We start from the raw sequence: 16,461 nt of genomic DNA, 5'->3' as shown, positions 1-16,461 counted from the left end.
CTCACGGTGCCGTCACTCCTGTCATTGCTCGTACGGCGGCCTCTGGGTCGCCGTCCTTGACCAGTGCCTCGCCGACCAGCACGACGCCCGCCCCCTCGGAGACGAAGCGCCCGACGTCGGCGACGCCGGTGATGCCGCTCTCGGCGACGAGGACCGCGTCGCCCTGGATCTGGGGGGCGAGGCGACCGAAGACGTCGGGGTCGACCTCGAGGGTCTTGAGGTTGCGGCTGTTGACCCCGATCAGCTCCGCCTCGAGCGCCAGTGCCCGCTCGGCCTCTGCCTCGTCGTGCACCTCGACCAGCACGGTGAGGCCGAGCCCGGTCGCCTCGTCGTGGAGGCGACGGAGGGTGTCGTCGTCGAGCGCCGCGACGATCAGCAGCGCCAGGTCGGCACCGGCGGCGCGGGCCTCGACCAGCTGGTAGGACTCGACGATGAAGTCCTTGCGCAGGATCGGCGTCTCGACGGCGGCACGCACGGCACGCAGGTCGTCGAGGCGGCCGCCGAAGCGGCGCTCCTCGGTCAGCACCGAGATCGCCGCGGCACCGCCGCGGGCGTAGGCGCGGGCGAGCGACGCCGGGTCGGGGATCTCGGCGAGGGCGCCCTTGCTCGGGCTGCGTCGCTTGACCTCGGCGATCACGCTCGACCCGGGGGCCCGGAAGTGCGGCATCGGGTCGCGCGCGGGCGGGGCGTCGGCGAGGTGCGCACGGAGCTCACCGAGCGGGAGCGCCGCCTCGCGGCGGGCGAGGTCGTCGCGTGCTCCCGCGACGATGTCGTCGAGCACGGAACCGGTCGCTGGCATGGCCTCAGCCTCTCACCCGGGCCCAGCCCGTCCGGGGCCGGTGCCCAGAGGACGGACGTGACCGGTGGCCCGGCCGGGCGCTCAGTGGTCGGAGGAGTTGAAGCCGAGCTTGGACAGCACGAGGAACAGCGGGAACGCGACCACCGCGATGATGATGCCGATCCACAGCAGGGTCATCTGGGTCGGCACCTGCAGCAGGGCGACGCTGCCCACGACGAAGCCGAGCATCGCGATCGCCACAGCGGTCCATGCAGCGGGGGTGTTGCCGTGGCCAGCAGCCATCGTTGGTGCTCCTTCGTCGGTCAGTCCTGGTCGAGCGGTGCGCGCGACGAGTCTAGGCGGTGGGGTCGCGGCCCTCGTCGAGGGCCTTCCAGATGTCGATGTTGTCGGTGGGGCGCTCGCTCGACGCTCCTGCCCCGTCGCCGGCGCCGGCGGCTCGCGCGCCGGTGGGGGCGTCGTACCTCGTGCCCATCTCGGGCCAGGTGCGGACCAGCCGCAGCGCGAGGACGGTCGAGGCGAGCACCAGGAGGGCGGCGACGGCGGCGAGCCAGAACCAGCCAGTGAGCGACGTCTCGTCGAGGGTCGCGCCGGTCCTGCGGCGCACCTGCTCGACGAGGTGGTCGGGCAGGCTGAACGGTGCCCACACGACCGTGGCGGCGTAGCCCAGGGCGGCCAGGACCGCCAGGGCGGCGACGGCCCGGCGGAACCGTCCGCGGGTGACCAGCACGACGCCCCAGCAGGCGAGCACGACGAAGGCGAGGGCCGTCCCGAGCGGGGAGGACGCGATCTCACCGGCGGCGGTCGTGGCGAGGGAGACAGACGCCTCCGCGAACGAGTCGGCACCGGTGCCCGAGACCCAGGGCTTGCTGGCGGCCCAGGCCGCCAGCGCCGCCGATGCGACGCCGAGGAGGACGACAGGACCGAAGGTGCGCCGCGGCGATCGACGCTGATCGCCCGGCTCAGCCATCGACCCGGTGCACCACGTCGGCGTCGAAGCAGGTGTGGTCGCCGGTGTGGCACGCGGCACCTACCTGGTCGACGACGAAGAGCAGCGTGTCGCCGTCGCAGTCGAGGCGGACCTCCTTGACCCACTGGTGGTGCCCGGAGGTGTCGCCCTTGACCCAGTACTCGCGGCGCGAGCGGGACCAGTACGTCGCCCGGCCGGTGTCGATCGTGCGGGCCAGCGCCTCGTCGTCGACCCAGGCCAGCATCAGCACCTCGCCCGAGCCCTGCTGCTGGACGACGACCGGCACGAGGCCCTCCGCGGTGTGGCGCAGCCGCGCGGCGATCGCCGGGTCGAGGGAGGAGCTCGGAGTGTTCACGGGTCCATCGTCTCAGCCTCGCGGGCAGCCCAGGTCTCCGCACACTGCTTCGTCACCGGACCGGGCGCGGGGAGGTCGCGGTCGTCCCAGCGCGCGATGGCCTGGACGTCGCGCGTCGTGGACACCAGGAACGCCTCGCTCGCCCGCGCCCGCACGTCGGCCAGCGGCTCGTCGACCTCGCGGGCTCCGCACCACTCGAGCACCAGCTCGCGGGTGATGCCGGCGAGGCACCCGGCCGCCAGGCTCGGGGTGCGCAGCTCGCCGTCGACGACGTAGAACACGTTGGACCCCGTGCCCTCGCACAGGTTGCCCGCCGTGTTGGCGAAGACCGCCTCGGTCCCGCCGTGCCGGTGGGCGTGCGCCAGCGCGATGACGTTCTCCGCGTAGGAGGTGGTCTTGAGCCCGGCGGTGGCGCCGTTCTCGTTGCGGGTCCAGGGGACGGTCACGACCGTCGTCTCGGGCCTCGCGCGGTCGATCGCGCTGTAGGCGACGACCAGGGTCGCCGGTCCCCCGCCGCGACCCGAGCCCATCGGGTGCGGGCCGGCGGTCCAGGTGATGCGCAACCGCCCGATCGGGTCGTCCTGCGCGCCGTCGAGCACGGCCGCGACCCCGCTGCGTACGTCGTCGAGGTCGGGGGCGGGCAGCCCGACGCCCTCCGCGCTCCGCTGGAGCCGCGTGAGGTGCCGGGTCAGCGCGAACGGCACGCCGTCGAGCGTCTTGACCGCCTCGAAGACACCGTCCCCGACGGTGAACCCGTGGTCGGTGACCGCGACGGCCCCCTGGGTCGGGTCGGCCAGCAGGTCACCGTCGATCCACGCGCGCATGGCGTCACTCTAGGGGGCGCGAGAGGGCTGCTGGGACGGGTGGGACACACGGAACCGGGGGTCGATTTTGGCCCCGCGTCGGGCATGTACTACTGTTCCACTCGCACTCAGGGCCGGTGAAACGGCCAGGAATGCAGGCGGACATAGCTCAGTTGGTAGAGCGCAACCTTGCCAAGGTTGAGGTCGCGAGTTCGAGTCTCGTTGTCCGCTCGGAAGGTCTCCCCCGTTCATTTCGGAACCTCCACGGTGGGTTGGCCGAGAGGCGAGGCAACGGACTGCAAATCCGTCTACACGGGTTCGAATCCCGTACCCACCTCTGCCAGAGAGCGACACCGAACAACTCAAGACTTGGGCGATTGGCGCAGCGGTAGCGCGCTTCCTTGACACGGAAGAGGTCACTGGTTCAAACCCAGTATCGCCCACCAGCATCCACACGGCTCAGGGGCCGGTTTCCGACAGGAAACCGGCCCCTTTGCCGTGCACTCGGCCCTCATGCTGGTCGATCACCGCCTCGCCGTCGCGCTGCAGCGCGGCCCGGGCGTCCGCGTCGGCGACGTTGGCCGCCAGTCCGGCCTGGGTGACGAACTCCTGCAGCTGAGCGCGAGCCGCCACCGCACGTCCGAGAAGCTAGAGGCGATGTCGTGGTTGTGCGTGTTGAGCCTCAGCCCGTGCGTGGCGGCACGCTGGCCGAGGAGGGGTTCACGGCTCGGCGGCGGCCTGCCAGTCCGCCGTCCGGTCCGGCGAGCGGGCGGCGGAGGAGTCCGCCCCCCGGGCGCCGAGTCCTGCGGTCAGCTCGCGAGGATCCCCATGTAGTGCACGTCGATCCACTCGCCGTCGAAGAGCAGGGCCTCGCGGCCGGTCCCCTCGTGGACGAAGCCGACCTTCTCGTAGACGTGGCGTGCCCGGGGGTTGAAGTCGTAGACCTCCAGCGAGATCCGGTGCATCCCCATCGTCGTCAGACCGTGCTGGACGACCAGGCGCGTGGCCTCCGTGCCGAGCCCGCGGCCACGTCCCGCGGTGCCGATGAGCGTTCGGAACCCGCACGACCGGTTGCCCTCGTCCCAGTCGTTGAGGACGACCTCGCCGACGAGCGCGCCGCTGGTGTTGTCGACCACGCCCAGCACCAGCCGGTCGTCCGCAACGGCCCACTCGCCGTAGATCTGCCGGAGCCGCTCGATCGGCAGGTCGAGCGGGTCGGCGTCGCTGCTGTGCACCGCCCCGGTCAGCCGAGCGATCTCGTCGTCGTCGCGGATGATGCGGTCGATGGTGTCGGCGTCCTCGGCCTGGATCGGCCGCAGGGTCACCAGCTCGCCGACGAGGGTCGGCTTGGGCAGGAACGGAGTCGTCATGGGGGCGGTCGCCTCTGTGCTCGGAGGAAGGTCGGGGTGCAGCCGCTGCCGGACCTCGGACGCGGAGGGCACAGGCTAGGCGACCTCGGCACGGCGCGGCACCGCGTGACGTCCTCAGCGGGCGCCTCGCAGCAGTGCCGCGATTTCGTCGAACCCGCGCCGCTCGGCATGCTGGAGCGCCGTCACGCCGTCGTGGTCCGCGATCATCGGGTCGACGCCCGCATCGAGGAGGATCCGCACGACCTCCTGATGGTCCCGGCCGCCGTCGCCGAGGATGACGGCCTCGAGGAGGGCGGTCCACCCCAGGTCGTTGACGTGGTCGAGGTCCACCTCGGTGTCCACGACCCGACGGACGTACGCCACGTGCCCGCGCTCGCTCGCCGGGATCGGGGACAGCCCTCCGAAGCGGTTGCGGATGGTGAGGTCCGGACCGGCGGGCAGCAGGGCCTCGAGCATCGCGACGCTGCCGGTGACGCCGGTGACGAGCCAGGGCGTGTCGTGGCGGTCGTCGAGCGCGTCCGGGTCGGCGCCCATCGCGACGAGCACCCGGGCCACGTCGACGTGGTCGTGGGTCGCGGCGAGCAGCAGCGGCGTACGGTCGTGCTCGTCACGCGCCTCGGTGTCAGCGCCGGCACGCAGGGCGACGGCGACGGCGTCGGCGTCCCCGGCGCGGGCGGCGGCCAGGAGCGCGGCATCGGGGTCGGCGGGTCGCTCGGCAGTGGTCACGGTGGTCAGGATCCTCTCCAGCTGGTCGAAGCCACGCTCGCGGGCCATCTCGAGCGGGGTGAGGCCGGCCGACGGGGAGCGCCGGTCGAGCTCCACGCCGCCGGCGGTGAGGACGCGGACGGTGGCGGCGTAGGACGGGGTGTCGGCACCGAGCCAGACGGCCTCGTGGATCGCCTGGTAGCCGATCCGGTTGACGTGGTCGCGGTCGATGCCGGCGCGGAGGAGCTCGCCGACGACGTCGGCGTGGCCGCGCTCGGCGGCGCGGATCAGGCCGGTGCCGTTCCAGCTGTCCTTGTCGTCGACGAGGGCGCCGTTGCGCAGCGCCAGCCGCAGCAGCTCGAGGCGCCCCTCGCTCGTGGCGACGAGGTAGGCCGACTGCTCGGTCGCGTCCTTGGCGTTGACGTCGGCGCCGCGGGCGACCAGGCGCCGGGCGAGGTCGACGTCGGCCGCCCACGCCGCCTTCCTGAGCCGCTCGTCGAGGGCCGCCTGCTGCGCCGGGCCGGGGGCCGGCGCAGCCTCGGGCGTGGGCGTGGGCGTGGGCGTGGGTGCGGGTGTGGGTGTGCGTGTGGGCGTGGCCGGGGTGGCGTCGGGCACGGAGGTCCTTCTCGTGTTGGGAGCGGACCCGGGTTCGCCGCTGCCGCAGGCGCCCAGCACGAGGGCGAGGGCGAGGGCGGCCGCGGGGCGACGGACGGTGGCTGTCATCGGGCGGGGTCGGTGACGACCTCGTAGGGGCCGGTCGCGACCGGCTCGTCGAACTTGCTGTCGACGTAGAGGATGCGGCCGCGCAACGTCTTCGCGGTCGTGAGCACGCGGTCCCCGGCGCTCGCCTCCTGGGCGACGAGAAGGGCCCGGGTGCCGTCGGCGGCCAGGCGCAGCGTGGCGACCATCCTGCTGAAGTTGCGGACGACCGTGAGCCGGCTGCCCTGGCGCACCAGGCCGTCGGCGTTGGTCAGGTCGGCGCCGCCGGTCTCCACCGCGGTCGCCTCGCCGGTCACGGCGTCGAAGCGCCAGAGCCGGCCGGTGTTGCCCTGCGCGACGACGAGGGCGCTGCGGTCGGCGGTCAGGACGATGCCGCCGAGGTTGAAGCCGGGACGCCGCTCGATCCGGTCGGTGGCGTCGGCCCACAGCACGGCCTGCCAGCCGGCGCCGTCGTCGGCGACGCGGAAGACCTGCGCGTCGTTGGAGTCGGTGAAGTAGGCCGCCCCGTCCGCGCCGATGGCCACGTCGTTGAGGAAGACGTCCTGCCCCGGGGCGCGCAGCGCTGCCAGCAGCCGGCCGGAGGCGTCGTACACCCACAGGTCGGGCCGACCGGTGCCGAGACCGTTGGGACCTCCGGCGACGTAGACGCGGCCCTGGTCGTCGACCGTGACGCCTCGCGCGGTGTAGCGCCCGTCGGTGCCGTCGCCGGCCAGCCACTGCTCGGCCTGCGCGGACTGCACCGAGCCCCGGTGGATCTCGCCGCCCGTCACCTCGCTGACGTAGAACAGGCCCCGCCTCTCGTCCGCCCCGATGCCCTCGAACTTGGAGCCGACCGGGCTGTCGGCGTCGCCGACGAGCTCGTACGACGCGGGGCGGGCGTCGGCCGTCGCGGGGGCCGGCGCCACCACGGCGGTCGCGGCACCGACGGCGGCGGTGACGAGCAGGGCGTGGAGCTGGCGACGAGGGTGCGGCACGGGATGTCTCCTGGAGTGGGTGCGGGTGGTGCCACCACTGTCCGGCCCGGGACGGCCGGTCCGCGTCCGGCGGTCGGCCACCGCCTGGTAGCCGATCGGTTGATTCCCCGGCGGTCACCTCTTCCCTAGGCTGGCTCGACCATGGCTGCGACCGCATCTCTCCGCCGGCCGCCCGACGGCGTGCGGGGCATCCTGGCGCCCGCCGAGCGGCTCGACCGATGGCTGCTGGTGGTCCTCGTGGTCCTGCTCGTCACGTGCGCGGTCCGCTACCTCGACCGGCACGGCCTCGACACCGCGGGCGTCGCGGTCCTCGTCGGGGCGGCGGTGCTCGGCGCGGCCTACGCCGCCCGCGGCCTGCTGCCCGGTCGGTCCTGGTGGCCGACCGCGTGGGTCGTCGGGATGGTCGTCCTCTGGGGCGTGCTGACCGCGGTCGCCCCGTCCTTCGCGTGGTGCGCCGTCCCGGTGGCCTTCGCGGTGCTGCGGGTGCTGCCCTTCGCCTGGGCGGTGGCGACGGTCGTCGCCATGACGGTGCTGCTGACGCTGTCGTGGCAGCGGATCAGTGACGGCGTCGACCCGGTCCAGGTCGTCGGGCCTATCGGCGTCGCCCTGGTGACCGTGCTGGCCTACCGGGCGCTCGAGCTCGAGTCCCGGGCGCGACAGGACCTCGTCGACCGGCTCGTCGACGCCCAGGAGGAGCTGGCCGAGGAGCAGCGGCGCACCGGTGCGCTCGCCGAGCGCACCCGCCTCTCGCGGGAGATCCACGACTCGGTCGGCCAAGGCCTGTCCAGCATCAACCTGCTGCTGCAGGCCGCCGAGCAGGACTGGGACGACCGGCCGGACCGCGCCAAGGACCTGGTCGGGACAGCGGCCGCGACGGCCCGCGACGGCCTGGACGAGGTGCGGCGCGTGGTGCGTGACCTCGCGCCGGCGGACCTCGCCACCGCCGACGCGGCCGCACTGCCGGCGGTGCTCGCGCGGACGGTCGCGCAGGCCGGACCGGGGCTGCCGGTCGAGGTCCGCGTCGACGGCGACCCCGTCGCCGTGCCCGCCGACGTCGCAGCGGCCCTGGTCCGCACGGCCCGAGGTGCCCTCGCCAACGTCCGGGAGCACGCCGGTGCCGGACGGGTCGCGCTGACCCTGACCTACCACCCCGACGAGGTCGTCCTCGACGTGCGTGACGACGGTCGCGGTTTCGACGCGGCGCGGGTCCGCCCCCGCGGCGTCCGCGGCCGGGGCCTCACCGGCATCCGGGAGCGCGCCGCGTCGCTCGGCGGTCGCGCCTACGTCGAGAGCAGCCCGGGCGAGGGGACCACGGTCTCCGTGCACCTGCCCCTCCGCGACGCCTGGGGCGAAGCGTGATCCGGGTCCTGATCGTCGACGACCACCCTGTGGTGCGCGCAGGCCTGCGCGCCCTGGTCGAGGGCCAGGAGGACCTGACCGTGGTGGCGGAGGCGGACGGGTTCGACTCGGCCCTGGCCCGCTTCGAGGCGGAGCACCCCGACGTGGTGCTGATGGACCTCAGCCTCGGCGACGCCGAGAGGGGCGGCGCCGAGACGACGGCCGCCCTCCGCGCGACGGCCGATCCACCGGAGGTGCTCGTGCTGACGACGTACGACACCGAGGCCGACGTCCTGCGCGCGCTGGACGCGGGCGCTCGGGGCTACCTGCTCAAGGACGCCCCTCCCGACGAGCTCTTCGCCGGCATCCGCGCGACGGCGCGCGGCGAGACGGTGCTGGCGCCGTCGGTGGCCGCGACCCTGGTCCGCCGCACCACCGGAGGCTCGACGATCACCGAGCGTGAGGTCGAGGTGCTGGAGCTGCTGTCCCGCGGGCTGGGCAACCGGGAGATCGCGCGCGAGCTCTTCGTCTCGGAGGCCACGGTGAAGTCGCACCTCTCGCACGTCTACACCAAGCTCGGCGTCGACACCCGCGCCGGAGCCGTGGCCGCGGCCATCGAGCGACGCATCATCCGGCGCCACTGAGGCGGTCGTGACCGGCCCGTCAGCCGCGTCCGGTGGTCACGACCCGTTGCGCGAGGGCACCGTGACCTTCGAGCGCGACACCGCCGACTGCACCAGGTCGGTGCCCGCGTAGCGCACGACCAGGGGCCTCTCCCCCGGCCGGACGTCACGGACGACGAGGCGTGCCTTGCCGTCGACGAGCTCGCCCTCGGCCGTACGTCCTCCGACGCTGACGGTGACCGCTCCGGCCGGCTTCGGTGCTCCCAGGGCCCGGACCCGGATGTCGACGACGACCTTCCCCCGCTTGGCCTCGGGGCGGACCCGCACCTCGGGGACGGTCGTGACGGGCGACGCGACGGCGATGGTCTCCGTGGTGGCGCGGAAGTTGCGCTGGGCGTGGGTCACCTCGACGGTCAGGCCGCGACCGACGTCGCCGCGACGGACGGTGTACGAGCGGTGGGTGGCCTTGGCGATGCGTCGACCGTCGCGGAGCCACTGGTAGGTGGTCGATGCGTTGCTGGGCCGGACCTGACCGGGCTTCACGACGAGGCGGCTCCCGACCTGCGGCGCGCCCTTGACCCGGGACGGGCTGCGCAGCGCGACCGACTTCGCCTGGACCGGCGTGGTGGCCGCCGCGGTCGCCCGCGACTTCTTGTAGCCCTTCGCGCTCGCGACGACACGTGCGCTGATCTGCTTGCCGATCTCGTCACGCGTGAGCCTGAACGTCGTCCCGGTGGCCCCGGCGAGCGGGGCGCCGTCGGCGTACCACTGCGTCGTGGCCTTGGCGGGCTGCGGCGCCCACGCCGGGGAGGTGAGCGTCAGGGTGGTGCCGACCTCCGGCGTGCCCTGGATCGTCGGCTGCTGGGTGGCCTGGAAGGTGCCGGGGGCGACGGGTGCCGTGGCGGGGGCGGCTGCTCCAGGGGTGTAGCCCTCCAGCTGCGCGGTCACCTGGGCGGTCAGGGTCTTGCCCTTGACGTCGGGCGTGGGCACGTAGCCGGCCGAGGTGGCGCCGGGGATGGCGGCCCCGTCGGCCAGCCACTGGACGGTGACGCTCGTGGGGGCGGGGGTCCAGCCGCCGACGGCCACCTCGAGCGGTGCGCCGACCATCGGTGTGCCGGCGATGGTGGGAGGAGAAGTGGGCTGGACGACGCGGTCGTTGAAGTGGATGAACCCGCTCGGCCACCCGCCGCCGTCCTTGGTGATGCGCCGCCAGTAGAAGTCGCCGCCCCAGTAGTCCTCCGACACGATGATCTCCGTGTCGGAGACGACCTGCTCGACGTAGGCGACGTGGCCGGCCGAGCCGGCCGGCGTCACGTGCGGCTTGTACCAGGCGATGGAGCCGACGGTGGGGACCTGGTCGGTGATGGACGCCATGGCCACGCCCCAGTTGGAGGCGTTTCCGCTGCCGTTCCACGGCCGGACGTCCGGCATGCCCGACTGGATGAGCCGGTAGGCCACGTAGTTGGTGCAGTTGTGCCCGGCATACATGCGCCAGTACATCGTCGAGGAGGCCTGCCGGTAGCCGGCGTCGCCGTAGCCCGCAGCCACGCATCCCTGGTAGCCGGAGCACAGGTAGGTCGAGGACGCGAGGCTGATCCGCCCGGTCGTGGTCGGTATGACCAGCAGGAGGAGCGCGAGCACCCCGGTCAGGAGCTTGGCCGTGCGCACCGCGCGTCGCACGGCGTCCCGGACGGACGACGTGGGCTCGGGAGGACGCTGTGACTCATGTGGCCGCTGTGACTGTTGGTGCACGGGAAGTGATCGTATGAGCGATCTGTCAAGCGCGCCACGCCGATGAGTGAAGATCAACCGTGTAATTCTCTCCGGCGTCGGGCAACCCCACCTCAGCCCCCGGCCCACCCCCACCCCAGGGGTGGGCGCATGTATCAGGAGCGACCGGACGCACACCTCCCGGTCAGACCGAGTGCGTGGGGCCTCGGTCGAGGCCCTGCCGGCCCGCGCTGTGACGCGACGCCGGCAGGGCCGCTCCCGATCGGTTGCACGGAGCGGGCGACCACACCCCCGTGGAGCTCGCCCGCTCCGCCGACTCCCCCGGAGCTATTCCTCCGGTAGGCCGTGTCCCCGCGCCGCGTAGAGCTCGAGGACCTTCTCGCGCGGGATGACGCCGCACCGGTCCGCCCAGGACTGCCACGCGTCGGCGAGCGTCGTCACGAGCCCCGGGTTCTCGCTCGCGAGGTCGTTCAGCTCGGTGCGGTCGGCCTCGATGTCGTAGAGCTCCCAGGCGCCCCGGTGCTTCCTCACCAGCTTCCACCGCCCGCGTCTTACGGCGCAGTTGCCCTCGTGCTCCCAGAAGAGGTCGCGATCGCCGCCGGCCTCCTCCCCGCGAAGCGCGGAGAGCAGGCTCACGCCCTCCGCCGCCGGGACCTCGCGGCCGTCGCGCTGCGTCGGGTAGGAGGCGCGAGCGGCGTCGGCGATGGTGGGCAGCACGTCGACGAGCTGGCTGGGGACCCGGCACAGCGAGCCGTCGGTCGGCAGCCCGGCGGGCCAGTGCGCGATGAACGGCGTGGAGATCCCGCCCTCGTGCACCCAGTGCTTGTACTCCCGGAAGGGCGTGTTGGACAGGTTGGCCCAGGAGCGACCGTAGGACATGTAGGTCGACTCGGGACCCGGCCGGAGCGCCGGGTCGTTGCCCGGCACGACCGGCTCCCCCTCCCGGGTCGTCTCCTGCAGCGGCACGAAGGCCGTCACGAACTCGCGGGCCCCCTCCCCCGGCGGCATCTCCTCGGCGCAGCCGCCGTTGTCGGAGAGGAACACGACGAGGGTGTTGTCGAGACGGCCGGTGGCCTCGAGCTGGTCGAGGACCCGCCCGATCCCCTGGTCCATGCGGTCGACCTGCGCCGCGTAGGTCGCCATCCGCGACGCCTCCCACTCACGGTCGACGACGTCCTCCCAGGCCGGCACCCGCTCGTCGCGCGGCGTCAGCGGCCAGGCGGGGTCGATGATGCCCTCCGCGACGAGCCGCTCCAGCCGCTCCTCGCGCAGCCGGTCCCAGCCGGCGTCGAAGCGGCCGGCATAGGTCGCGATGTCCTCCTCGTGCGCATGCAGCGGCCAGTGCGGCGCCGTGTAGGAGAGGAAGAGGAAGAACGGGTCGTCGCCGCGCTCCTGCTCGTGCTCCGCCAGGAACTGCACGGCCGTGTCGGAGATGGCGTCGGTGTAGAACCAGCCCGGCTCCTCCGCCTCGTGCTCGATGTTGGTCTCCTGCCGCACAAGCGTGCGCGGCCGGTAGAACGAGCCCGCCCCCTCGAGCGTCCCGAAGAACCGGTCGAAGCCGCGGCGGGTGGGCCAGGCGGGGTTGGGGTGGTCCATGTCGACGGCGAGGTGCCACTTGCCGGAGAGGTACGTCGCGTAGCCGGCGTCGCGGCACACCTCGGCCACCGTGGCGCACTCCTCGCTGAGGTTGCCCGGGTAGCCGTCGGGTGCGTCGTCGAAGTTGAGGATGCCGATGCCCACCTGGTGCGGGTGCAGCCCGGTCATCAGGGACGCCCGCGAGGGGCTGCACCGTGCGGTGTTGTAGAACTGCGTCATCCGGACACCGCCGGCCGCCAGCCGGTCCAGCGAGGGCGTGTGGACCTCCCCGCCGTAGGAGGCGACGTCGGAGAAGCCCATGTCGTCGGCCAGGATCAGCAGGACGTCGGGGCGCCCGCCTGCGCCGGTCATCGGCCGGTCCCCGAGCCGGTGAGCGCCGGCCCGCGCGTGGCGTCGTACGCCGTCGTGTCGCGGAGGTCGCGGCGGTGGGTCTCCGGGAGGAAGTAGACCGAGACCAGCGAGATCGCGGCCATCGCCATGACGTAGACCGCGACCGGCCAGACCGACCCGCTCCAGGCGCTGACGAGCGAGGTGCCGATCAGCGGCGCGACGGCTCCAGTCGGGATGACACCGATCTGGTAGACCGCGCTCATCCCGGAGTAGCGCACCCGGGTGGGGAACACCTCGGCGAACATCGCGCCCTCGGGACCGAACATGATGCAGGCGGCCAGGCCCCACCCGACGACGACGCCGAGGGTGATGAGCACGGCGTTCTCGGTGTTGACGAGCGCGAAGATCGGCACGGCGCTGACCAGGGCGAGACCGGCGCCGGTGGCGAAGACCGGGCGGCGGCCGAAGCGGTCGGAGAGACGACCCGCGGCCAGGATCGCCACGAAGCCGACGACGGAGGCGACCAGGAGGGCGTCGAGCACGACCGAGGCGGCGAGCCCCAGGACGGTGACGGTGTAGGTCACGAGGAAGGCGTTGTAGATGTTGAAGGTCACGCTCTCGCTGACCCGGGCGCCCATGGCCAGCAGGGTGACCTTGGGGTAGGTGCGGAACACCTCGACGAGCGGCAGGGCGGCCTTGGCGTCGGCCTCCTCGATCTCCTTGAAGGCCGGGGGCTCGTCGATCTTGAGGCGGATCACCAGCCCCACGACGACCAGCACGATCGAGATGAGGAACGGCACGCGCCAGCCCCACGACTGGAAGGCCTCCTCGGGCAGCTGGGTCACCGCCGTCACCGCGAGGGTCGAGGTCAGGAGGCCGATCGGCACGCCGAGCTGCGGCCAGGACGAGAACCAGCCGCGACGACCGTCGGGCGCGTGCTCGACGCACAGCAGGACGGCGCCACCCCACTCGCCGCCGAGGCCGATGCCCTGCAGCATCCGCAGGAGGAGCAGCAGCATGGGAGCAGCGACACCGATGGCGGCGTAGGTGGGCAGGAGGCCCATCGCGAAGGTCGACAGGCCCATGATCAGCATCGTCAGCACCAGCATCTTCTTGCGCCCGACGCGGTCGCCGAAGTGGCCGAAGATGAAGCCGCCCAGCGGTCGCGTCACGAAGCCGGCGGCGAAGGTGGCGAAGGAGATCATGGTGCCGACCAGCGGGTCGAAGGTCGGGAAGAACTGGCTGTTGAAGACCAGTGCGGCCATGGTGCCGTAGAGGAAGAAGTCGTACCACTCGACCACCGAGCCCAGCAGGCTCGCTCCCGCCACGCGACGGATCTGGGCCTCGTCCCGGGTGGAGTCCGGTGCGGCACTGGCCGTCGTGTCCGGCTGCGACATGGGATCTCCTTGCATGTTGTCCCGTTGACTGGGACAGTGCTTCCCGAGGTGGGACACCGCGGTCAGTTTTGGCCTGCGCGCACCCGCGTGTCAAGGAGTGCCTGCCTTCCCCTGCCACTGATCGAGGAGTGCCCGCGTGGACCTGTCACCCGCCCCGGCGAGTCGTCGCGAGGAGCGCGGAGCGTTGCGGCGTGCGGTCGCCGTCCTCGACGCCCTGGCCACCGACGTCGCGCCACCGAGCGTGCGCTCCATCGCCGAGTGCACCGGTCTCTCCAAGTCGGCCGTGCAGCGGATCCTGGTCGAGCTCGAGGGCGTCGACCTCGCTGTGCGCGACCCCGCGACCCGGCGCTACGGCCTCGGGCCGCGCACCCTTGCGCTGGGGTCGGCCTACCAGCGCGGGCTCAGCCTCCACACCGCTGCCATCGGCCCGATGACCGACCTCGCCGCCGAGGTGCGGGAGACCGTGGGCCTCTCCGTGGGTCACGGCGACCGGCTGGTCCACGTCGAGCAGGTGGAGCCCGAGCGCCGGCTCAGCGCGCGGTTCCACGTCGGGCGCCCGCTCCCGCTGTGGTTCGGCGCCCCTGCCCGGCTGCTGCTCGCCGCACGCTCCGACGACGACGTGCTGCGCGTGCTCGACGACCGGGAGCAGACCGACATCGTCCCGGTCAACCCGCCCGGCGCGGACGAGCTGCGCCGCCAGGTCGAGGAGGTGCGTCGCACCGGCCACGCCCGCGCGTTCGAGGAGACGATCGAGGGCGTCCACACCCTGTCGGTCGTCGTGCGCGGCGCCGACGGCGCCCTGGCCGCGGTGCTGTCCGTCACGGCACCTGCCGAGCGGATGGACGCCGACCGGATGGACGAGGTGCTGCCACGGCTCCAGGACGCGGCCGACCGGATCTCCGCACGCCTCGGCCACCGCGGGCCCTGAGGACCTGTTGGCCGACTCTGGCTCCTGGAGGCGGTTGCAACGGCCTCGGAGTGTCAGTCTCCCCGCTCGGGCGGGGAGTCTGCGGACGGGGGACGCTCAGAACTCGTAGCCGAACTCCCGGATGGTCCGCTCGAACCGCTGCGCCACGATCTCGGCGTCGCCGGGGCCGTAGAGCTCGCGGTAGTGCGGTCCGCTCCCCTGCTTGGCGTGCGGGAGGTCGAGGTCGATCCCGAGGCGGGCCGAGAGGTCCTCGACGGCGGCAGGCAGCTCCTCATAGCGGTAGACCCGGTCCACCACGACCCGGCCGTCGAGCCGGTAGAGACGCTCGTTGAGGGCCAGGCGCTCCATCCGCTTGGGGGTGCGGACGAACTCGGCGAAGGTCTTGGTGAACGTCGGCTTGCGCGCGCTGTAGCGGTAGGACGAGGCCACGACGTCGAACGGGTTCCGCTCCACCGCGAAGGTGAAGTAGTCGTCCCAGGTCGCGCGACCGATGACCTCGATGACGCGGCGTGCGCCCATGTGGGCGTACGAGCTGGGGTCGGTGTCGTCGTTCTGGGGGCCCACTCCCCCGGCGGCCGCGCGCAGCTCCTCGTCCTCAGGGCTGATCCGGGTGACGATGTCGGTCGGGCCGCAGTGGCGCGAGAGCGCGATCTCGAGGCTGGTGCCGGCGGTCTTGCGGGTCTTGACGAACACGAAGCGGTGGCGGTGCGAGGCGATCACGGCGGCCTGCCCGTCACTCGTCCTCGTCGGCCAGGTCCTCGCCGTGGGTGCCGGGACGCGGCGCCCACGGCAGCTCCTTGGCCGGGCGGATGACGATCAGGCGGTCACCGCGGGCCAGCAGCGAGACCACGGGGTCGAAGTAGCGGTAGACCTTCTCGTCGCGCACCACGGCGATGACCTGGTCGGGCAGCCGCTGGGGCTGCTTGCCGACCTCGGTCACCAGCAGGTCGCGCTCGGCCACCTCGAGGCCCTCGCCGTAGGTCATCAGGTCCTCCATCACCGAGCCCAGCATCGGCGACATCGACGACAGCCCGAGCAGCCGCCCGACGGCGTCGGAGGAGGTGATCACGGAGTTGGCGCCCGACTGCCGCATCAGCGGCACGTTCTCGTGCTCGCGCACCGAGGCGACGATCCAGGCGTCGGGGTTGACCTGGCGCACGGTCAGGGTGACCAGCACGTTGGAGTCGTCGCGGTCGGTCGTGATGATGACGTGGGTGGCCTTCTCGACGCCTGCCTGGCGCAGCACGCCACGCCGGGTCGCGTCGCCCGCGATGCCGACGAGCTGGTCGCGGTTGGCCTCCTCCATCGCCATCGCGTCGGGGTCGACCACGACGATCGACGACCGCTCGTAGCCGTTGTTGAGCAGGGTCTCGATGGCGCTCCGGCCCTTGGTGCCGTAGCCGATCACGACGACGTGCTGGTCCATCTTCCTCTTCCTCCACCGGGCGACCCGGAACATCTCTCGTCCCTGCGAGGCAAGGACCTCGAGGGTGGTGCCGATCAGCAGGACGAGGAAGGCGATGCGCGCCGGCGTGATGATGAACGCGTTGACCAGGCGGGCCTGGTCGGACACCGGTGCGATGTCGCCGTAGCCGGTCGTGCTGAGCGTGACGGTCGTGTAGTAGATCGCGTCGATCCAGCTGATCGTGTCGGTGGGGTCGTTGCCGTCCGTGTAGCCGTCACGGTCGAAGTAGACCAGCAGGACGGTGCCGACCAGGATCGCGAGGGCGGCGAGGAGGCGCCTGCCGAGCTCCCACCACGGCGACCTGGTCTGCTCGGGAAGGGAGACCCGGCCCACGCTGGGGTGGACGCTGTCGGCACGCAC

At 72.7% G+C, this 16,461-nt stretch carries 17 protein-coding genes and 3 tRNA genes; 6 read left to right on the top strand and 14 right to left on the bottom strand.

Annotation, left to right across the window (positions count from 1 at the left end; genetic code table 11):
- Window position 1 precedes the first annotated feature (1 nt).
- The 5 genes from trpC to NCI01_RS19490 form a co-directional block, all read right to left on the bottom strand.
- Complete coding sequence (gene trpC, locus NCI01_RS19510; RefSeq protein ID WP_254183158.1) at window positions 2-799, bottom strand: indole-3-glycerol phosphate synthase TrpC; 798 nt, start codon at window positions 797-799, stop codon at window positions 2-4.
- An 81-nt stretch (window positions 800-880) separates the two neighbouring features.
- Window positions 881-1,081 (bottom strand): HGxxPAAW family protein, encoded by a 201-nt coding sequence (locus tag NCI01_RS19505; RefSeq protein WP_254183157.1) that lies wholly within the window; start codon window positions 1,079-1,081, stop codon window positions 881-883.
- A 52-nt stretch (window positions 1,082-1,133) separates the two neighbouring features.
- Window positions 1,134-1,766 (bottom strand): Trp biosynthesis-associated membrane protein, encoded by a 633-nt coding sequence (locus NCI01_RS19500; RefSeq protein ID WP_254183156.1) that lies wholly within the window; start codon window positions 1,764-1,766, stop codon window positions 1,134-1,136.
- The gene (gene hisI, locus NCI01_RS19495; protein WP_254183155.1) at window positions 1,759-2,121 is read right to left on the bottom strand and encodes a phosphoribosyl-AMP cyclohydrolase; all 363 of its coding nucleotides are present in this window, start codon (window positions 2,119-2,121) and stop codon (window positions 1,759-1,761) included. The genes NCI01_RS19500 and hisI overlap by 8 nt, the downstream gene beginning before the upstream one ends.
- Window positions 2,118-2,945, bottom strand: a complete 828-nt coding sequence (locus NCI01_RS19490; protein WP_254183154.1) for an aminotransferase class IV — start codon at window positions 2,943-2,945, stop codon at window positions 2,118-2,120. The genes hisI and NCI01_RS19490 overlap by 4 nt, the downstream gene beginning before the upstream one ends.
- 137 nt (window positions 2,946-3,082) lie before the next feature.
- On the opposite strand from NCI01_RS19490, the gene NCI01_RS19485 reads away from it, so the two are divergent.
- From NCI01_RS19485 to NCI01_RS19475, 3 genes are all read left to right on the top strand, one after another.
- Window positions 3,083-3,155 (top strand) — tRNA-Gly (locus NCI01_RS19485).
- A 35-nt stretch (window positions 3,156-3,190) separates the two neighbouring features.
- Window positions 3,191-3,261, top strand: a tRNA-Cys gene (locus NCI01_RS19480).
- Window positions 3,262-3,295: 34 nt separating this feature from the next.
- Window positions 3,296-3,370 (top strand) — tRNA-Val (locus tag NCI01_RS19475).
- Between the two features lie 13 nt (window positions 3,371-3,383).
- Here NCI01_RS19475 and NCI01_RS19470 read toward each other — a convergent pair.
- The 4 genes from NCI01_RS19470 to NCI01_RS19455 form a co-directional block, all read right to left on the bottom strand.
- A complete protein-coding gene (locus tag NCI01_RS19470) occupies window positions 3,384-3,557 on the bottom strand; it encodes a hypothetical protein (RefSeq protein WP_254183153.1) in 174 nt (57 codons plus the stop codon).
- A 176-nt stretch (window positions 3,558-3,733) separates the two neighbouring features.
- Window positions 3,734-4,294, bottom strand: coding sequence for a GNAT family N-acetyltransferase (locus tag NCI01_RS19465; protein WP_254183152.1), 561 nt, complete (start codon window positions 4,292-4,294; stop codon window positions 3,734-3,736).
- 114 nt (window positions 4,295-4,408) lie between these two features.
- The gene (locus tag NCI01_RS22865) at window positions 4,409-5,614 is read right to left on the bottom strand and encodes an ankyrin repeat domain-containing protein (protein ID WP_254183151.1); all 1,206 of its coding nucleotides are present in this window, start codon (window positions 5,612-5,614) and stop codon (window positions 4,409-4,411) included.
- A gap of 104 nt (window positions 5,615-5,718) precedes the next feature.
- Window positions 5,719-6,693, bottom strand: coding sequence for an SMP-30/gluconolactonase/LRE family protein (locus NCI01_RS19455; protein ID WP_254183150.1), 975 nt, complete (start codon window positions 6,691-6,693; stop codon window positions 5,719-5,721).
- Between the two features lie 141 nt (window positions 6,694-6,834).
- Here NCI01_RS19455 and NCI01_RS19450 point away from each other — a divergent pair, with 141 nt between their 5' ends.
- Complete coding sequence (locus NCI01_RS19450) at window positions 6,835-8,052, top strand: sensor histidine kinase (RefSeq protein ID WP_254183149.1); 1,218 nt, start codon at window positions 6,835-6,837, stop codon at window positions 8,050-8,052.
- On the top strand, window positions 8,049-8,675 hold the full coding sequence (locus tag NCI01_RS19445; RefSeq protein WP_254183148.1) for a response regulator: 627 nt from the start codon (window positions 8,049-8,051) through the stop codon (window positions 8,673-8,675). Before NCI01_RS19450 ends, NCI01_RS19445 begins: the two co-directional genes overlap by 4 nt.
- Before the next feature lie 36 nt (window positions 8,676-8,711).
- Here NCI01_RS19445 and NCI01_RS19440 read toward each other — a convergent pair whose 3' ends face one another.
- The 3 genes from NCI01_RS19440 to NCI01_RS19430 all read right to left on the bottom strand — a co-directional run bounded on the left by NCI01_RS19440 (window position 8,712) and on the right by NCI01_RS19430 (window position 13,708).
- The gene (locus NCI01_RS19440; RefSeq protein WP_254183147.1) at window positions 8,712-10,334 is read right to left on the bottom strand and encodes a CHAP domain-containing protein; all 1,623 of its coding nucleotides are present in this window, start codon (window positions 10,332-10,334) and stop codon (window positions 8,712-8,714) included.
- 378 nt (window positions 10,335-10,712) lie between these two features.
- Complete coding sequence (locus NCI01_RS19435) at window positions 10,713-12,332, bottom strand: arylsulfatase (RefSeq protein WP_254183146.1); 1,620 nt, start codon at window positions 12,330-12,332, stop codon at window positions 10,713-10,715.
- The gene (locus tag NCI01_RS19430; RefSeq protein ID WP_254183145.1) at window positions 12,329-13,708 is read right to left on the bottom strand and encodes an MFS transporter; all 1,380 of its coding nucleotides are present in this window, start codon (window positions 13,706-13,708) and stop codon (window positions 12,329-12,331) included. The genes NCI01_RS19435 and NCI01_RS19430 overlap by 4 nt, the downstream gene beginning before the upstream one ends.
- 136 nt (window positions 13,709-13,844) lie before the next feature.
- On the opposite strand from NCI01_RS19430, the gene NCI01_RS19425 reads away from it, so the two are divergent.
- Window positions 13,845-14,636, top strand: a complete 792-nt coding sequence (locus tag NCI01_RS19425; protein WP_254183144.1) for an IclR family transcriptional regulator — start codon at window positions 13,845-13,847, stop codon at window positions 14,634-14,636.
- Between the two features lie 96 nt (window positions 14,637-14,732).
- On the opposite strand, the gene NCI01_RS19420 is transcribed toward NCI01_RS19425, so the two are convergent.
- Both NCI01_RS19420 and NCI01_RS19415 read right to left on the bottom strand, forming a co-directional pair.
- Complete coding sequence (locus NCI01_RS19420) at window positions 14,733-15,356, bottom strand: hypothetical protein (protein ID WP_254183143.1); 624 nt, start codon at window positions 15,354-15,356, stop codon at window positions 14,733-14,735.
- Between the two features lie 13 nt (window positions 15,357-15,369).
- Window positions 15,370-16,461: a potassium channel family protein gene (locus NCI01_RS19415; protein WP_254183142.1), complete on the bottom strand. Its 1,092-nt coding sequence runs from the start codon at window positions 16,459-16,461 to the stop codon at window positions 15,370-15,372.

The sequence above is a fragment of the Nocardioides pinisoli genome (assembly GCF_024199985.1).
In the GTDB taxonomy this organism is placed as follows: Bacteria; Actinomycetota; Actinomycetes; order Propionibacteriales; family Nocardioidaceae; genus Nocardioides; species Nocardioides pinisoli.
The sequence above is the reverse complement of the archived record's forward strand: the minus strand, read 5'-3'. Positions and strand labels throughout refer to the sequence as shown.

Bases quoted from the DNA above. Each gene is read 5' to 3' on its own strand.
- trpC (WP_254183158.1), bottom strand. From the start codon at position 799: ATGCCAGCGACCGGTTCCGTGCTCGACGACATCGTCGCGGGAGCACGC.
- NCI01_RS19505 (WP_254183157.1), bottom strand. From the start codon at position 1,081: ATGGCTGCTGGCCACGGCAACACCCCCGCTGCATGGACCGCTGTGGCG.
- NCI01_RS19500 (WP_254183156.1), bottom strand. From the start codon at position 1,766: ATGGCTGAGCCGGGCGATCAGCGTCGATCGCCGCGGCGCACCTTCGGT.
- NCI01_RS19490 (WP_254183154.1), bottom strand. From the start codon at position 2,945: ATGCGCGCGTGGATCGACGGTGACCTGCTGGCCGACCCGACCCAGGGG.
- NCI01_RS19465 (WP_254183152.1), bottom strand. From the start codon at position 4,294: ATGACGACTCCGTTCCTGCCCAAGCCGACCCTCGTCGGCGAGCTGGTG.
- NCI01_RS19450 (WP_254183149.1), top strand. From the start codon at position 6,835: ATGGCTGCGACCGCATCTCTCCGCCGGCCGCCCGACGGCGTGCGGGGC.
- NCI01_RS19435 (WP_254183146.1), bottom strand. From the start codon at position 12,332: ATGACCGGCGCAGGCGGGCGCCCCGACGTCCTGCTGATCCTGGCCGAC.
- NCI01_RS19430 (WP_254183145.1), bottom strand. From the start codon at position 13,708: ATGTCGCAGCCGGACACGACGGCCAGTGCCGCACCGGACTCCACCCGG.